The 16,438-nt window shown below is 61.6% G+C and carries 12 protein-coding genes; 7 read left to right on the top strand and 5 right to left on the bottom strand.

Features of this window, described 5'->3' with window-relative positions; genetic code table 11:
• Positions 1 to 13: 13 nt before the first annotated feature.
• Positions 14 to 1,213 (bottom strand): ROK family transcriptional regulator, encoded by a 1,200-nt coding sequence (locus EDE09_RS06985; RefSeq protein WP_132409455.1) that lies wholly within the window; start codon positions 1,211 to 1,213, stop codon positions 14 to 16.
• A gap of 231 nt (positions 1,214 to 1,444) precedes the next feature.
• Between EDE09_RS06985 and EDE09_RS06980 the strand changes: the two genes are divergently transcribed.
• The 4 genes from EDE09_RS06980 to ugpC all read left to right on the top strand — a co-directional run bounded on the left by EDE09_RS06980 (position 1,445) and on the right by ugpC (position 5,676).
• Positions 1,445 to 2,743 (top strand): extracellular solute-binding protein, encoded by a 1,299-nt coding sequence (locus EDE09_RS06980; RefSeq protein ID WP_105371392.1) that lies wholly within the window; start codon positions 1,445 to 1,447, stop codon positions 2,741 to 2,743.
• A gap of 67 nt (positions 2,744 to 2,810) precedes the next feature.
• Complete coding sequence (locus EDE09_RS06975) at positions 2,811 to 3,749, top strand: sugar ABC transporter permease (protein WP_105371393.1); 939 nt, start codon at positions 2,811 to 2,813, stop codon at positions 3,747 to 3,749.
• Positions 3,742 to 4,590 carry a carbohydrate ABC transporter permease gene (locus EDE09_RS06970; protein ID WP_105371394.1) on the top strand — a complete coding sequence of 283 codons (849 nt, stop codon included), beginning with the start codon at positions 3,742 to 3,744 and terminating at the stop codon, positions 4,588 to 4,590. The genes EDE09_RS06975 and EDE09_RS06970 overlap by 8 nt, the downstream gene beginning before the upstream one ends.
• Before the next feature lie 15 nt (positions 4,591 to 4,605).
• Complete coding sequence (gene ugpC / locus EDE09_RS06965) at positions 4,606 to 5,676, top strand: sn-glycerol-3-phosphate ABC transporter ATP-binding protein UgpC (RefSeq protein ID WP_105371395.1); 1,071 nt, start codon at positions 4,606 to 4,608, stop codon at positions 5,674 to 5,676.
• 7 nt (positions 5,677 to 5,683) lie between these two features.
• Here ugpC and EDE09_RS06960 read toward each other — a convergent pair whose 3' ends face one another.
• The 3 genes from EDE09_RS06960 to EDE09_RS06950 form a co-directional block, all read right to left on the bottom strand.
• The gene (locus EDE09_RS06960; RefSeq protein WP_105371396.1) at positions 5,684 to 6,304 is read right to left on the bottom strand and encodes a nucleoside triphosphate hydrolase; all 621 of its coding nucleotides are present in this window, start codon (positions 6,302 to 6,304) and stop codon (positions 5,684 to 5,686) included.
• 127 nt (positions 6,305 to 6,431) lie between these two features.
• Positions 6,432 to 7,427, bottom strand: coding sequence for an MDR family oxidoreductase (locus EDE09_RS06955; protein ID WP_132409453.1), 996 nt, complete (start codon positions 7,425 to 7,427; stop codon positions 6,432 to 6,434).
• Between the two features lie 30 nt (positions 7,428 to 7,457).
• Positions 7,458 to 8,213, bottom strand: coding sequence for a FadR/GntR family transcriptional regulator (locus EDE09_RS06950; RefSeq protein WP_132409451.1), 756 nt, complete (start codon positions 8,211 to 8,213; stop codon positions 7,458 to 7,460).
• A gap of 267 nt (positions 8,214 to 8,480) precedes the next feature.
• Here EDE09_RS06950 and EDE09_RS06945 point away from each other — a divergent pair, with 267 nt between their 5' ends.
• From EDE09_RS06945 to EDE09_RS06935, 3 genes are read left to right on the top strand one after another with little or no spacing between them, the layout of a single operon-like run.
• Complete coding sequence (locus tag EDE09_RS06945; protein ID WP_132409667.1) at positions 8,481 to 9,848, top strand: FAD-binding oxidoreductase; 1,368 nt, start codon at positions 8,481 to 8,483, stop codon at positions 9,846 to 9,848.
• Positions 9,849 to 13,325: an indolepyruvate ferredoxin oxidoreductase family protein gene (locus EDE09_RS06940; RefSeq protein WP_132409449.1), complete on the top strand. Its 3,477-nt coding sequence runs from the start codon at positions 9,849 to 9,851 to the stop codon at positions 13,323 to 13,325.
• Positions 13,326 to 13,352: 27 nt separating this feature from the next.
• Positions 13,353 to 14,330, top strand: coding sequence for a nucleoside hydrolase (locus EDE09_RS06935; protein ID WP_105371400.1), 978 nt, complete (start codon positions 13,353 to 13,355; stop codon positions 14,328 to 14,330).
• Here the strand turns inward: EDE09_RS06935 and EDE09_RS06930 are convergent, their stop codons facing one another.
• The gene (locus tag EDE09_RS06930; RefSeq protein ID WP_105371401.1) at positions 14,331 to 16,436 is read right to left on the bottom strand and encodes an acetate--CoA ligase family protein; all 2,106 of its coding nucleotides are present in this window, start codon (positions 16,434 to 16,436) and stop codon (positions 14,331 to 14,333) included.
• Positions 16,437 to 16,438 lie beyond the last annotated feature (2 nt).

The raw sequence follows: 16,438 nt of genomic DNA, 5'->3' as shown, positions 1-16,438 counted from the left end.
TTGCATTTTCCGCTCAGAGCGCGGGTCCCGTGGTGCTCCAGGGCGATTCATAAAGTTCGTAAAGGGCAACCGCAGCGGCTCCCTGCGCCCAGAAATCGTCAGTGGAATCGTCGAAAACGAGTTCACTGACACCTTTGAGCGAGGGTGGCACCGCAAGCGCATAGGCGTCGCGAAGGCTGTTCAGGAACGGCTCCCCCAGAGCCAGCGACGAGCCGACCAGAATGACCCGTGGCGGGGCGAACAGGGTGACGATATTGGCTATCGTAATGCCGACGGCTTCGCCGGCACGCACCGCTGCGGCGATCAGCCTGTCATCATCGGCCTGGATCAGCGCCTGCACATGGGTCATGCCTCTTCCAAGCCGCACTGCTTCGGCAAAACGCCCGTCGGCCTGCTTCTCCCCCAGGATCGCGCTTTCCCCGGCCTGGCTGGAAAGCCGGACAATCCCTTGTGCTCCCATGCCAAGCACGAGATCCCCAAGGTTGTGGCTGAGGCCGCCGGCGCCTCGGAAGAGGCGATTGCGGTGCAATACGCCAAGCCCCAGCGTCTGCTCGAGCGAGATCAGCACCATATCCTCCAACTCACGGGCCTTACCGAACCAGTGGTGGGCGAGGGTGATGGCATGCGCGTCGCTTTCGATGATCGTCGGCGTCGAAAGGCGCGCCGTCATTTCTGCGGCAAAATCGATATTGGTTTCGCGAAAGATGGGGCTCGAGCGGATATAGCCGGTGCGATGTTCTATGACGCCCGGCAGCCCGAGGCAGACGCTGTCGACATCCTCCAGCGACAGCCCCGCATCAACGACGCAGCGGCGGACGCCATCTTCGACCAGGTCGGCAATGACGGCGATCGGCTGCCGGTCGATGCGAATCGGGAGTGTCAGCGTCGAGAGCACGTCGCCCCTGAAATTGGCGACGACAAAAACCATGCGGCTCGCGGCGATCTTCGCCCCCACGACGCGGGCAGCATCCGGATTGACCTCCAGCATGACCCGCGGCCTCCCGCGCACGGCTTCATTGCGTATATCGCCTTCGTGGCGGGTGAGGATCAGCCCATCATCGAGAAGCGAGGCCGTGATTGCCGAAACGGTGGTCGTGGAAAGCTCGGTGCGCTCGCTTATTTCCACGCGGGAAATGGCGCCATGGCGGCGGATCGTATCCAGCACGCTCAGGCGATTGATGGCACGCATCAGCTCGGGATCGGCGGTCTTCATCGGCACTCTCAAGGCCTGACGAGTGAATCGCGCCGCGATTTATTTCGTGAGGCAAATTAAATCAGTCATCTTCTAGTACCGATTTTCTGCAGGACGCAACAAAAATTTGCATCTTCCTCGGAGGTTGGCGCGGCAATAGGCGTTTTCCCATTCTTCCTATTGACAGTCGACAAGCCTGCGCGCTTTATTTAATCCGGGATCGGAAATAAAGCGCTACGGGAGGAGTGCAAAATGCTGACCATCGGAAAATTCGGAATTCGCTTCGCGTCTGCCACTGCCATCGGCATGCTGGCTTTGTGCACGACGGCTGCCACAGCCTCGGCTGATGCAGTCGTGAAATGGCTGCATCTGGAACTCAATCCGGAATATGTGAAGATCTGGCGCGGTATCGCCGACAAATATCAGGCCGAGCATCCCGGCGTGAAGGTCGAGATGCAGTTTCTTGAGAACGAGGCCTTCAAGGCAAAGCTACCCACGCTTCTGCAATCTGCTGACGCGCCGTCGTTTTTCTACAGCTGGGGCGGAGGCGTGCTGAAGCAGCAACAGGCGACCGGCGCGCTGAAGGACATCAGTGACAAGATGAAGGCGGATGGCGGCGCCTGGGGCAAGAGCTACAATCCTGCTGCCCTCAAGGCGGTCACCTTCGACGGCAAGGTCAGTGCCGTGCCCTACAAGATGGGAACGGTCAGCTTCTTCTATAACAAGGCGTATTTCACGAAAGCCGGGGTTGATGCCGCAAGCATCAAGACCTGGGACGACTTCCTGGGAGCGGTCAAAAAGCTGAAGGATGCCGGGATTGTGCCGATTGCGGGAGGCGGCGGGGAGAAGTGGCCGATCCACTTCTACTGGAGCTATCTCGTCATGCGCAATGCCGGACAGCAGGGCTTCGACGCGATGAAGACCGGCGCGGGCGACGGTTTTGTGGCGCCGGAAGCGGTGAAAGCCGGCGAGCAACTTGCTCAACTCGGCAAGCTCGAGCCGTTCCAGCCAGGTTATCTCGCCACGACCTGGCCGCAGGCGCTTGGGGTCTTCGGCGACGGCAAGGCTGCGATGATCCTCGGCTTCGAGACGACGGAAGCATTCCAACGCAGGAATGCCGGCGACGGCAAGGGGCTTGCGAGCGACAATATCGGCCGGTTTGCCTTCCCGGTCGTAGCCGGGGGAGCCGGCAAGGCCACCGATACGCTGGGCGGCATCAACGCATGGGCCGTGACGGCGAAGGCGCCGCCGGAAACTCTCGATTTCCTGGCCTACCTAACGAATGCTGAGAATGAGCGCATGATGGCGAAAGCCGGGATGATCCTGCCGGCGGCGGTCGGAGCCGAAGATGGCGTCACCAATCCCCTCCTTCGGGAGTCGGCCAAACAGCTGGAAACTTCCACCTGGCACCAGAACTTCTTCGATCAGGAACTCGGTCCTTCCGTCGGCCGGGTCGTGAACGACGCGTCGGTCGCCATCGTGTCGGGTCAGATGTCGCCGGAAGAGGGCGCGCAGGCGATCCAGGACGCGGTGGAGATGGACAAGATGTGATGCGAGGCACCGGCGGGGCCGACGCTCCGCCGGTGCACTCCATGCGACCATGACAGTCGGAACGAAAATGACCAATATTTCTGCAACGACCGCCATAGATCACGCGGCTGGCGCCCCGCGCGTTGCCAGGCGCAAGAGCCCTACGGCGCGCGGCCGGCTTCCGGTTCTGATCCTGTTTCTGCCGCCCGCGCTACTTCTCTTTACGATCTTCGTGATCATGCCGATGGGGGAGGCCGCCTGGTACAGCCTCTATCGGTGGGACGGCTACGGCCTGCCCGAGCAGTTCGTCGGTTTGCGGAATTTCGAGGTGCTTTTCAAGAACAGCGCCTTCCTGACTGCGCTCAAGAACAATTTCCTGATCATAGTCGTTTCACTGTTGCTGCAGATACCGCTGGCGATCTGGCTTGCCACGATGCTGGCGAACCGGATTACTGGGGTGGTCGTCTTCCGGCTGATCTTCTTCCTGCCCTATGTGCTCGCTGACGTGGCGGCGGGGCTCATATGGCGTTTTGTCTATGACGGCGACTACGGGCTTTTCGCGGCCGTTGCCGGGTTCCTCGGGGTCGAGACGCCGTACGTTCTCGCCGACAAGGACCTCGCCATCTACGCGGTTCTGGCCGTGGTGGTCTGGAAATATTTCGGCTTCCACATGATGCTCTTCATCGCCGGGCTTCAGTCGCTCGATAAGAGCGTGCTCGAAGCCGCCGAGATCGACGGGGCGACCGGCTGGCAGAAATTCCGCTTCGTCACGCTGCCGCTGCTCGGTTCGACGCTGCGCCTCTCGGTGTTCTTTGCGGTGGTCGGTTCGCTGCAGCTCTTCGACATGATCATGCCTCTGACCGGCGGCGGACCATTCAATTCCACCCAGACCATGGTGACCTTCCTCTACAATTTCGGGGTGACCCGGATGCAGGTCGGTCTTGGAAGTGCTGTCGGCGTCGTCCTGTTCGTGATCTGCGTCACGCTCGCCTTCAGCTACAAACGGATATTCATGCGCCATGACTGAGACGAGAACCGCCATCCGGATGAGCGCCGGCACGAAAATCTACCTCTACGTCTCGCTCACCATCATCGCGGCCGTGGTCGTCATCCCGCTGCTGACGACAGCTCTCGGAGGTTTCAAGACGCTTGGCGATCTGCGTGTCAATCCGTTCGGCCTGCCAGTGGAATGGCAATGGTCCAATTATACCGACATCCTGTTCGGGGAGCGGTACTGGCGGCAGATGATGAATTCGCTGATCATCGCGACGCTCACCGTGTTCCTCACCGTATCCGTCGCCGCCATGGCCGCTTTTACCTTTGCGCATGTCAAATTCTTCGGCGCGACCTTTCTGCTCAACTATTTTCTGATCGGGCTGATGTTTCCCGCCGCCACGGCGATCCTGCCGCTCTTTATCCGGATCCGCGATCTCGGCCTCCTCAATTCCTATTGGGGGGTGGTGCTGCCACAGGTCGCCTTCGGCCTCGGGATGAGTATCCTTTTGTTCCGAAATTATTTCCGCAACCTTCCGGAGGAATTGTTCCAGGCGGCCTTCGTGGATGGCTGCGGCTATATGCGTTTTTTCTGGCACGTCACCCTGCCGCTCTCCCGCCCGATCATTGCGACCGTCGCGATCGTTTCCTTCGTGGCGAGCTGGAACAGCTATATCCTGCCGCTCATCATGCTCAACTCCGAATCCATCTATCCATGGCCGCTCGGGATCATGGTCTATCGCGGAGAATTCGGGACGGAGTGGCAACTGGTGCTCGCATTCATCACGCTCACCATCCTGCCCACCATCATCGTCTTCTTCCTTGCCCAGAAGCACATCATTGCCGGACTGACCGCCGGCGCCGTCAAGTCCTGACCGGAGATAGCACCCATGGCATCCGTCACACTGTCCAACGTCAAAAAATCCTACGGCTCGCTGGAGATCATCCATGGGGTGCGCCTTTCGATAGAGGACGGCGAGTTCATCGCCCTTGTCGGTCCGTCTGGATGCGGGAAATCCACGCTTCTGAGGATGATCGCCGGCCTTGAGGAGATCACCGATGGCGATGTCCTCATCGGTGGCAAGGTCGTCAACGAATTGACGCCCCGCGAGCGGAACATCGCCATGGTCTTTCAATCCTATGCGCTTTATCCGCATATGACCGTTGCCGAGAACATGGGTTTCAACCTCCGTCTCTCGGGTGCCACGAAGCAGGTGATCGCGGAACGGGTGGGCGAGGCGGCCCGTATGCTTGACCTCGTGCCGCTTCTCGACCGCAAGCCGGCGCAGCTTTCGGGTGGTCAGCGGCAGCGTGTCGCCATGGGGCGGGCGGTCGTCCGCAACCCTGCCGTCTTCCTGTTCGACGAACCGCTCTCCAACCTCGATGCCAAATTACGCGTGCAGATGCGCTCCGAGATCAAGACGCTCCACCAGAAGGTGGGCACGACGTCGATCTACGTCACGCATGACCAGATCGAGGCAATGACCCTGGCTGATCGGATCGTTGTCCTCAATCAGGGGCGGGTCGAGCAGGAGGGCACGCCGCTGGAGCTCTACAAGACACCTGCCAACCTCTTCGTCGCGGCCTTCATCGGCTCGCCCGCGATGAATATCCTCGACGGCACGGTGGAGGGGGAGGGCGGTGAGCCTGCCGCGCGCCTTGGAGACGGGACAGCGATCCGCATCGCGCCGGACCGCAAGGTAAAACGCGGCCAGGCGATCAAGGTGGGCCTTCGACCCGAGCATCTGAGCCCCGGAACCGGCGGAACAGCGCTGGCGGGCCAGACGCTTCTGGTCGAGCCGACCGGCGCCCAGACCCATGTGGTCTTCGATCTCGCGGGCCAACCGGTGACGGCGATTGTCGACGGCGAATATCCGGCCCGCTACGGCGCCCGGTTCGAGGCGAATATCAGCGCCGACCAGGTGCATGTCTTCGATCGCGAAAGCGGCATTGCGCTGTGATTGGAGCTTAGAAGGTGTCCAGCTGGATATCGGCAGGCCGTGAATGCTGCAGGATGTAGCGGCCGTTCGGCAGGTCGTTGCCGTCCAGCTTCCAGTCGATCGCGGCCTCGTCGAGCCCGTAATGGACCCACCGCTGCCTCAAGCGCTCGCGCAGAACATTTTCGCTCGGGCCGACGAAGACGGTAAGGTCGAACAGGTCCGCAAGCCTCGACCAGGGCGCTTCGTCGATCAGCAGATAATTGCCTTCCGCAAGCACGATATGGGTCTGAGGATCGATCGGCCGCGCCGAGGGGATGGCAAGCTCGCGGGATCGGTCGAAGACCGGCACAAGCACCTCCTCTTCGGCGCTGCGGACGGCCCGCAGGACGTCCGAAAAGCCACGCACGTCGAAGGTTTCCGGTGCACCTTTACGGAGCAGCAAGCCGCGCGCCTCCAAAATGGCGTTGTCCATGTGAAAGCCATCCATCGGCAGGATCTCCACGGTTTCGCCTTTGGCCAGCAAGGCTTCGTGCAAGCGCTCGGCAAGCGTCGATTTTCCCGAACCCGGCGGGCCGGCAATCGCCACGATAAAGCGCCTGCTGCCCTTGGCGCGGTCGATCACGGTGCTTGAGATATCGTCCAGTGTCATGGTTCCAGAACCCTGCGGTTAGATCACACCCCGCGGCTTCTATCCTGTTTGCCCGTTCCTGGCACCAGCAGATTCAACGCCTGCCGAATTCCCAGGACCGGTGCCGAACCTGCTGGAGGTCCTCGCTCTACTTCGTCACATCGATGACCACGCGCCCGCGGATCTTTCCGGCGACGATATCTTCTGCGAGCTGAGGAAGGTTGGACATGGGTTCGACGGCCGTCATGCTGTCGAGCTTGCCCTTGTCCATGTCGCGGGCCAGCCGGGCCCAGGCGGCGAGCCGTTGTTCGCGGCTGGCGAAAACGGAGTCGACCCCGATTAACGTTACCGCCCGCAGAATATGCGGCAGCACCGTGCCCGGCAGATCCGCGCCGCCTGCAAGCCCGCAGGCGGCAATTGCACAGCCGCGCACCGTCTGGGAAAGCGCGTTGGCGAGCGTAGTCGAGCCGACAGCGTCGACGCCGCCGGTCCAGCGTTCCTTCTGCAGCGGCCCGCCTTTCTCCTGAAGCACGGCCCGGTCGATGAAGTTGGTGGCGCCGAGAGAGGCGAGATAGTCGTGGGTTTCCGGTCGTCCTGTCGAGGCCGTGACATTATAGCCGCGAGCCGCCAGGAGCGCGATCGCCACCGAGCCCACACCGCCGGCCGCGCCGGTTACCAGTACTTCACCTTCGCCGGGCTTGATGGAACCCCATTTTTCAAGCGCGTCGACGCAGAGCGCAGCCGTGTAACCGGCGGTGCCTACGGCCATCGCCTGTTCCATGGAAAAGGTGTCGGGCAGCCGGATCAGCCACTCGGGCCTGACCCGCTGATAACGGCTGAAGGCGCCCCATTCGGTTTCGGAAAGTCCCCATCCGTTCAGCACCACCTTGTCGCCCGGGTTCCATTCCGGCGATCGAGACTCGACAACGGTGCCGGACAGGTCGATGCCGCCGACCATGGGCATACGGCGGGCGATGCGGCCTTTGCCGGTGATAGCCAGCCCGTCCTTATAGTTCAGCGTCGAATAGGCAATCTCGACCAACACGTCGTGGTCGGGAAGATCGGCAATCGAGATTTGCCTGAAACTGCCTTTTGGCTTGCCGTCCACGGCATCGATCACCATGGCGGTAAAGGTCTCGGTCATGGCGTCTCTCCACTTTTTTTGGGCAATTGATCAGGCGGATGCCTCGGCGGTGTCACGTTTTGCCCGCGCATCGAGGACGGCGGCATAGCTTTCGCGCACATAAGCCAGCAGCCGGGCCAGCGCATCGGTCGCCTTATCATCCTGTCGCTCGCGCACCGCATCCAGGATTTCCTGATGCAGCGATGCGACGTGCCGGCGTTCGCGCACTCGAAAGACGATCATGTTGGTGATCGGAATGAAGGCTTCGATCACCGTGTACATCATCAGCTTCAGCGGCCCATTACCGGTCGCCTCCACGAGTGCCCGATGGAAGCGCACATCGGAAGCACAGAAATCCTCGTCGCTGATTTTCTCGTCGGACTGGACGGCGATCTCCGCCTCCATGGCGGCGAGGTCCGTTTCGCTGCGGTTTTCGGCAGCCAGCCGGCAGCAGACAGCCTCCGTTTCCAGCCGGGCGGTGATGATCTCCTCGATGTCGAAAGCGCCGACGCCGACGAGGAGGGTCGCAGCACCGGTAATCGCCTTGGACAACCCCTCCGGATCCGGACGCTTGACAAAGTTGCCGCCAGTAGGCCCCCGCTTGGAATGGATGAGATTCTGCGCGGCGAGGCGCTTCAGAGCCTCGCGCACGGTAGGGCGCGAGATGCCGAAGCTGCGGGCAAGTTCTTCTTCTGTCGGCAGGCGTTCATCGACCTTCAGTCTGCCGTCCATGATCGCGGACCGGATATTTTCGGCCACCTGCTTGGCGATGCCGGTGCGAACCACCTCGTCATATTTGAGGATCATGCCACTCTTCCCCAGACATATTTCTTGCCATGTCTCATGACGCTAGTGATGCCATGGCGAGGATGAAAAGGCTACTGCTTTTTAAATATAGGTTTGACAAATAGTGGAATGGGAATAACCTCGCCTCCAAAGCCGAACAGGCAAGGGGAACCGGCATGGGCGAGATCGGATTCGGCCGAGTGCTGAACTGTGGCCGTAAGGCGCGATATCCGGCGGAGGACGCAATTGTCTGACCGTCTGAACCGCCTTCTCGCATGTCTTGAAAACATGCTGGATGCTTCCGGCATCCTCATTGGCGACGGGATTTCAGCGGGCTATGCGGCAGATGCGACCGCTGCCGGCCATCATCCTCTCGCCGTGCTTCGCCCCCGCGATACCGCCCAGGTCTCCGCAATCCTTGCCGCCGCCAATGAACTCGGCCAGCCGGTCGTCGTGCAGGGCGGCCGGACCGGGCTTTCGGGCGCCTCGCGGCCTCTTGCCGGAGAGGTGTCAATCTCTCTCGAACGCATGAATGGTGTGGACGGCATCGACGTTGCCGCCCAAACCCTCATCGCCGGCGCCGGCACGCCTTTGCAGGTGGTCCAGCAGGCGGCGAGCGACAATGAACTCTTCTTCGGCGTGGATATCGGTTCGCGCGGCACGGCGACGGTGGGGGGCAACATCGCCACCAATGCCGGCGGCATCCGGGTGCTGCGTTACGGCATGTACCGGGCGCAGGTGATGGGGCTGGAAGCCGTATTGGCCGACGGTACCATCCTCTCGTCGCTCAAAGGGTTGCCGAAGGACAATTCGGGTTATGATCTCAACCCGTTGTTCATAGGGACGGAAGGGACGCTCGGCATCGTCACGCGCGCCTGCCTCAAATTGCACCCCAAGCCGAAGATCGAGCGCAATGCGTTTCTGGCGCTGCCGTCCCTGAAAGCGGCGCAGGGGCTGCTGGCGAAGCTGCGGGTCGAACTTTCCGGGCTGTTATCGGCCTTCGAGGTGATTTTCCCGAATGTCTACGATGAGACCATCGCTCATATGGGGATCCGCCCGCCTGTCGAAACGGGGGCCGGCATGTATGCGATGGTCGAAATCCAGGGGCAGGCACCGGAATACGACAACGAACGTTTCCAAGCTGCGCTGGCCACGGCGCTGGAGGAGGGGTTTGCGAGCGACATCGTGCTCTCCAACTCACTCCGTGAGTTCAATGCCTTATGGGCAATCCGGGACGGCATCAACGATTATCTCTTCAGCCTGGGCAAAATGGCCGGTTACGACATTTCCGTACCGCTCTCTCGCATGCAGGAGTTCCTTGATACCGCTGCGCACGCCATAGCGGGGATTGACCCCGATGCGGTGTCCTTCATCTTCGGCCATCTCGGCGACGGCAACCTGCACTACTGCGTGCTGACACGACACGAGAAGAGGATCGCCGAAGCGGTATTTTCAGGCATTGCTGCAGTTGGCGGCGGCGTTTCCGCCGAGCATGGCATCGGTACGGATAAGCTCAAATATCTCCGGTTCGCACGAAGTGAAGCCGAGATAGCCACCATGCGGCGGCTGAAAGCTGCATTCGATCCGAACTACATCCTCAACCGCGGTCGGGTCTTTGAAGCCCCGGTTTCGGTGCTGCAGGCGGAGCGGGCTTAGATGTCGATCCACGCGGCGCCGGACACGAACCCGATGGATCGCCAGGTGAGCCTCGACGATCGCTATACGCTGGAAAAGGGCCGGATCCTGGTATCAGGCACCCAGGCGCTGGTGCGCCTGCCGATGATCCAGCGGCAACGGGATATCGCGCAGGGGCTCAACACGGCCGGTTATGTTTCCGGCTATCGTGGCTCTCCGCTTGCCGGTTTCGATCGCGAAATGGCGCGGGCCCGGAAATATCTGGAGGCGGCGCATGTCAAATTCCAGCCGGGCCTGAACGAGGATATGGCAGCAACCGCGGTCTGGGGCACCCAGCAGACCGGCATGTTCGAAGGCTCACGTTATGACGGCGTCTTTGCCATGTGGTATGGCAAGGGTCCGGGCGTCGATCGCAGTATGGACGTGATCCGCCATGCCAATGCCGTCGGTACTAATCCGAACGGCGGCGTGCTGCTGTTGGTCGGCGACGACCATGGCGCGGTCTCCTCCACCCTGCCGCATCAGAGCGAGCATAATCTCATCTCCGCCATGGTGCCGATGCTCTCGCCCGCGGGGGTCGGCGAATATATCGAATATGGCCTTCTTGGTTTTGCCATGAGCCGCTATTGCGGTGCCTGGATCGGCTTCAAGTGCCAGACTGAGGTCGTGGAATGTTCGGCGACGGTCGATCTCGATCCGGACAGGCCGGTGATCGTCATCCCCAACGAGATTTTCGCCCCGGATGGCCTGTCCTTGCGCTGGCCGGACGGGCCGCATGCGATGGAACTCCGGCTGGAGCGCAAGATGCTCGCCGCTCAGGCCTTTGCCCGAGCCAACAGGATCGACCGCACGGTATGGGGCGGCGCCGAACGAGCAAGACTCGGCATCGTCTCGACCGGCAAATCCTGGCTTAACCTTTTGGGTGCCCTGGCGCTTCTCGGTATCGACGAGGCCCGCGCCGCCGAACTGGGTATCCGGCTTTACAAGGTTGGCTTGGTCTGGCCGCTGGAGCCGCAAGGCATCGCAGGCTTTGCCTCGGGCGTCGACGACCTGCTGGTAGTCGAGGAAAAGCGCTCGATCCTCGAAGACCAGATCAAGGCGCTGCTCTTCAACCTGCCTGACGGCCAGCGACCGCGGGTGTTTGGCAAAGTGGGTGCGAGCGGCGGCACGCTTCTTCAGGCAATCGGTGAGATCGGCACCTTGTCGGTGGCGAAGGCAATTCTTTCCCGTCTCGGCGTGCTGGACGAAGCTTTGCGGGCCAAGACGCGGTTTGTGGACGAGATGACGGCTGCGCTCGGTATCGAAGCGACGGCGCTGAAACGCGAAGCCTATTTCTGTTCCGGCTGCCCGCACAGCGTCTCGACCCGTCTCCCGGAGGGAAGCCGTGCCTCGACGGGCATCGGTTGCCACATGATGATCATCGGCAATGAGGACCGGAATACCTCGACCTTTACCCAGATGGGGGGAGAGGGCGGTTCGTGGATCGGTCTTTCGCCTTTTACCGACGAGAAGCATATCTTCGTCAACATGGGCGACGGCACCTATTTTCACTCAGGTGTGCTCGCCATCCGGGCCGCGATTGCGGCGCGAGTCAACGCCACGTACAAGATCCTCTATAACGACGCCGTCGCCATGACCGGCGGCCAGAAACATGACGGTGACGTCACGGTGCCTGGCATTGTCGCGCAGATGCAGGCCGAAGGCGCTGCGCGCGTCGTCGTGGTCGCCGAGAGGCCGGAGGTCTGGCAGGGCAATCTGCCACGCGAGGTCTCCGTCCATCACCGCGACGAGCTCGATGCGGTACAGCGGGAGCTGCGGGATATCCCCGGCGTCACGGTTCTCGTCTATGATCAAGTCTGCGCGGCGGAAAAGCGCCGCCGGCGCAAGCGCGGCGCCTATCCTGTTTCGACCAAGCGCGCCTTCATCAACGAACTAGTCTGCGAGGGCTGCGGCGACTGTTCCGCCGTCTCCAACTGCATCTCGATCGAACCGCAAGAGACGGAATTCGGCCGCAAGCGACGCATCAACCAGTCGAGCTGCAATACCGACCTTTCCTGCCTCAAGGGCTTCTGTCCCAGCTTCGTAACCGTGGAGGGCGGCAGCCTCCGCAAGCCTAGGGTTAAGTCGAAATCGATCAGGACCGACGATCTGCCGCTGCCGGTCTTTACCGCGACCTTCGAGACACCCTACAGCATGCTGCTCGCCGGCATCGGCGGAACCGGCGTCATAACCGTGAGCGCCATTCTTGCCCAGGCGGCACTTGTCGATGGGTTGGCTTTGGTGACGCTCGACCAGACCGGTCTTGCCCAGAAGAACGGCTCGGTCATCTCGCATATTCGGCTGGCGAAGGATCCAAGCCAGATTAACGCGGTGCGGATCGGGCCTGGCGAAAGTGACCTCGTGCTCGGTTTCGATGTCGTCGTGGCGGCGCAGAAGAATTCGCTCGCCTCGTTTGCGAAGAACAAGACGCGGGCGATCATCGACGACCATTTCGCGCCGACTGCTTCTTTCGTGAAAGATACCACGATCGATTTCAGGCAAGAGGCGACGCTGAAATCACTGCGCCGGGCGGCCGGGGACCAAGCCGTCGAGACGGTGGCCGCGACCGATCTTGCGGTCGCACTCCTGGGCGATGCCATCGCCTCCAATATGTTCCTGCTCGGCTACGCATGGCAACGGGGCCTCGTGCCGATCAGCCTTACTGCCATCGACAAAGCTATCGAGCTCAACGGCACCGGGGTTGTCATGAACCGTGCCGCCTTCGGCTGGGGACGCCGTGCCGCAGTCGATCTGGAGGCTGTCGCCCGCGAGGCCGGATCGGCGAAGACGGAACTGAAGGCAGAGACGTTGGAGGAGATCGTCGCCCGTCGCGTGGCCTTCCTTACCGATTATCAGAATTCCGCTTATGCGGCGCGTTATGCCGGTGTCGTTGATATCGCGAAATCGGCCGAAGCACGGGTGCGGGGCGTAGGCGGTTTTGCCGAGGCGGTGGCGAAAAACGCCTTCAAACTGATGGCCTACAAGGACGAATACGAGGTCGCGCGCCTGCATCGAGACCGTAGCTTTGAAAAGAGGCTTGCCGAGCAGTTCGAAGGCGATTTCAAGATCAGGCATCACCTCGCACCGCCGATGATCACGAAGATCGACCAGCGTACCGGTCATCCCGCCAAGATCGCCTTCGGCGGATGGATTCGCCCCCTATTCGCGGTGCTCGAAAAACTGAAATTCCTCCGCGGTACGGTCCTTGATCCCTTCGGCCGCACCGAGGAGCGCCGCCTGGAGCGGCAGCTCGTGGAAGATTATTTTTCCCTCGTGCGAGAAATCGCCGCCGGCATGGATGCCGACAACCATGCCTTGGCGGTGGAGCTTGCCGGCCTGCCGGACATGGTGCGGGGTTTCGGCCACATCAAGCGGGCTTCCATCGAACGTTTCGAAAAGCGCAAGGCCGATCTCATGGCGATGTGGCGGGCGAGGGAGCCGCTCACCCATGTCGCGTAACCGTCATCGTATCCGAGAGTGACCAGAATGGCAGAAAAGATCATCATAGACTCAGATCCCGGTCAGGACGATGCACTCGCCATTCTGCTTGCGCTGGCGAGTCCTGAAATCGAGGTTCTCGGCATCGTCGCTGCGGCCGGCAACGTGCCGTTGTCGTTGACCGAAAGGAATATCCGCAAGATTTGCGAACTGGCCGGCCGTTCCGACATCAAGGTTTTTGCCGGCTGCAATCAGCCGATGACCGGGCCGCTGGTGACGGCCGAGCACGTGCATGGCGCAACCGGACTCGACGGTGCGGAGCTGCCCGAGCCGACCATGCCGCTTCAGGAAATGCATGGAGTGGATTTCATCGTCGAGACGTTGATGGACGAGCCCGCAGGCTCGGTGACACTCTGCATGCTCGGACCGCTCACCAACCTCGGCAAGGCGCTGACCAAGGCGCCGGAGATAGCGGGGCGCATCAAGAAGATAGTGCTGATGGGCGGGGGCTGTTTCGAGGGCGGCAATATCACGCCTGCCGCCGAGTTCAATATCTATGTCGATCCGCCGGCGGCGGCCGTCGTGTTCGGCTCCGGCGTTCCGATCGTGATGATGCCGCTCGACGTCACGCACAAGACATTGACGACCAGAGCCCGCGTGAATGCGATCCGCGATATCGGAACGCCGCTTGCCTATGCCGTGGTCGGCTGGCTCGACTATTTCGAGCGCTTCGACGTCGCAAAATATGGAAGCGAAGGTGGGCCGCTGCACGATCCGAACGTCATTGCCTACCTGTTGAAACCGGAGCTTTATTGCGGCCGCCAGTGCAATGTGGAAATCGAGACGGAATCCGAGCTGACCAAGGGCATGACGGTGGCCGACTGGTGGGGTGTTTCCGGTCGCCCGAAGAACGCACTGTTCATAGGGGACGTGGATGCAGACGGTTTTTATGCTCTGCTGACGGAGCGGCTTTCCTGGCTTGGCCGCGAGGAACTGGCGCGGCAGCCGATGCTTCGGCTCGTCTGATCATTTGCCTCTGCGCGGGATGATCAGCGCGTCGAGGATGCGCACTCCCCGTCCTTCCGGCAGGACCGCGACCGGGTTGAGATCAATCGCCTCGATATCGTCGCCGTAAACAGCCGCGAATTCGGAGAGTTTGACGAGCAGTTCGGCGAGCGCCTTGCGGTCTGCTTTCGGCGCGCCCCGATAACCGTCGAGGAGAGTGGCAAGCTTCGTCTCACCGATCAATGTTTCCGCCCGAGCCTGATCGATCGGCAGCAGGTCGAAACTGCTGTCCTTTACCAGCTCAACCAAAACACCGCCGCAGCCGACCACGAGACCGAAGCCGAACGGTTCGTGGCGGACGAGGCCGACCAATGCTTCGACGCCGCCCGTCACCATTTCCTGTACCGAGACGCCGCGCAGCTCCGCCTCCGGAGCATAAGCACGGGCGTTTGCCATGATTGCCGCAAATGCGGTTCTGGCCTCCGCTTCGGAGGCGATGCCGAGTTTTACGCCGCCGGCCTCGGTCTTGTGGAGGATGTCGGGCGATTCGATTTTCATGACGACGGGGAAGCCTTGTGCGCTGGCTGCTTCGGCCGCGGCATCGGCGCTGGTGACAAGCCTTTCCCTCGGGACCGGCAGGCCTTCGGCGGCAAACAGAGCCTTGGCTTGGCTTTCGGTAAGTACCTTGGCAGGAAGCGGCTTTTTCCCGGCAGATATGTTGCCCGGCCAAGAGACGGCGTCGGTCTGAGCCATCAGGCTGGCGATCGCCGTCAGCGCGCTTCTTGTGCCGCGTAAAACCGGCACCTCCGGCAGTCTTGCCTCCACGGCCGGGTGGTGCCCGGAGGAGAGATTGCTCATGAAGACGACGGGTGCTTGGCCGGTTTCGGCATAGTCAGATACGGCCTCTGCAATGCCAAGATATTCGGAAGCGCCGAAGTCGTCGAGACCCTGAGGGGCGTCCTGCGCTGCGACGATCATACCGATCGATGGATCTGCGGCGAGGCTGTGCAGCACATCGCGGTAAATATCGCCGTTGGCAAAAACCATGCCGGTTGTGTCGAGCGGGTTCTGGGGCGTCGCGAAGGGCGGCAGCAGGGTTCTGATTCTTGCGATGGTTTTCGGCTGCAGTTCTGGCAGCGAAAGGCCAACTTCGTCGGCGATATCGGACACATGCGCCACACCGCCTCCGGAGACGCCGATGATCGCGACACCCGGCTTGGTCGGCCTCTGCTTTAATGTCAGGCAAAGCGTCGCCGTTTCCATGAAGCTGTCCATATCCGGCACTTCGATGATGCCGACGCGGCGGAAGAAGGCGTGATAGGCTTCGTTGCTGCCGGCGAGCGAGCCCGTATGGGCGGCCGTGGCCTGGGCGCCGCGTTCGGAGCGGCCGACCCGAAGCGCTATGACGGGTTTTCCAGCGACATGCATCTTCTCCATCGCGGCAGCCAGCTTTTCCGGCTCGCGGATCGCCTCGATGACGATGCCGACGGCGCGGGTGTCGTAATCCGTGGCGAGGAAATCGAGGTAATCGGGAATGTCGGTCGCCGCACTGTTGCCGGAGGATACGATGTGGCTGAGGCCAAATCTGCCGGTATTGCTGAGCGCGATGGCGCTGGCGCCGGAATGGGAGAGGATCGCGAAGCGGCCCTTTTTCAAATTGGTGGAAAGGCTGGAGGAATAAAGGGCCGCGCCGGTGTTGAGATTGAAGAGGCCGAGGCAGTTCGGCCCGCACATCGCCATGCCGTAACGCTCGGCGATCTCGACCAACTGCCGCTGCCGCTCGCGGCCGGTTTCGTCCAGTTCCGCGAAACCGGAGGCCAGAACGACCGCCGCCTTGATCCCCGCCTCACCCGCTTCCTCCAGCGCGCCGATCACCTTTTCGGCCGCAATGCCGATGACGGCGACGTCTGCCGCGGCGTTGAGCGCAGAAAGGGAAGGGGACACGCGGTAACCAAAGACCCACTCCGCCGTCGGGTGCACCGGGATGATCTGCCCCTGATAACCGAAGCGCATCAGGTTCTTCATCACGAAGCTGGACGAGGCGTCGGCGCGTTCGGTCGCGCCAACGACCGCGACACATCGCGGCGCCATCAAGGCCCGCATTGCTTCAGGCGTGTTCGCCGCCATGA

Source organism: Neorhizobium sp. S3-V5DH (assembly GCF_004343065.1).
Taxonomy (GTDB): Bacteria; Pseudomonadota; Alphaproteobacteria; order Rhizobiales; family Rhizobiaceae; genus Neorhizobium; species Neorhizobium huautlense.
The sequence above is the reverse complement of the archived record's forward strand: the minus strand, read 5'-3'. Positions and strand labels throughout refer to the sequence as shown.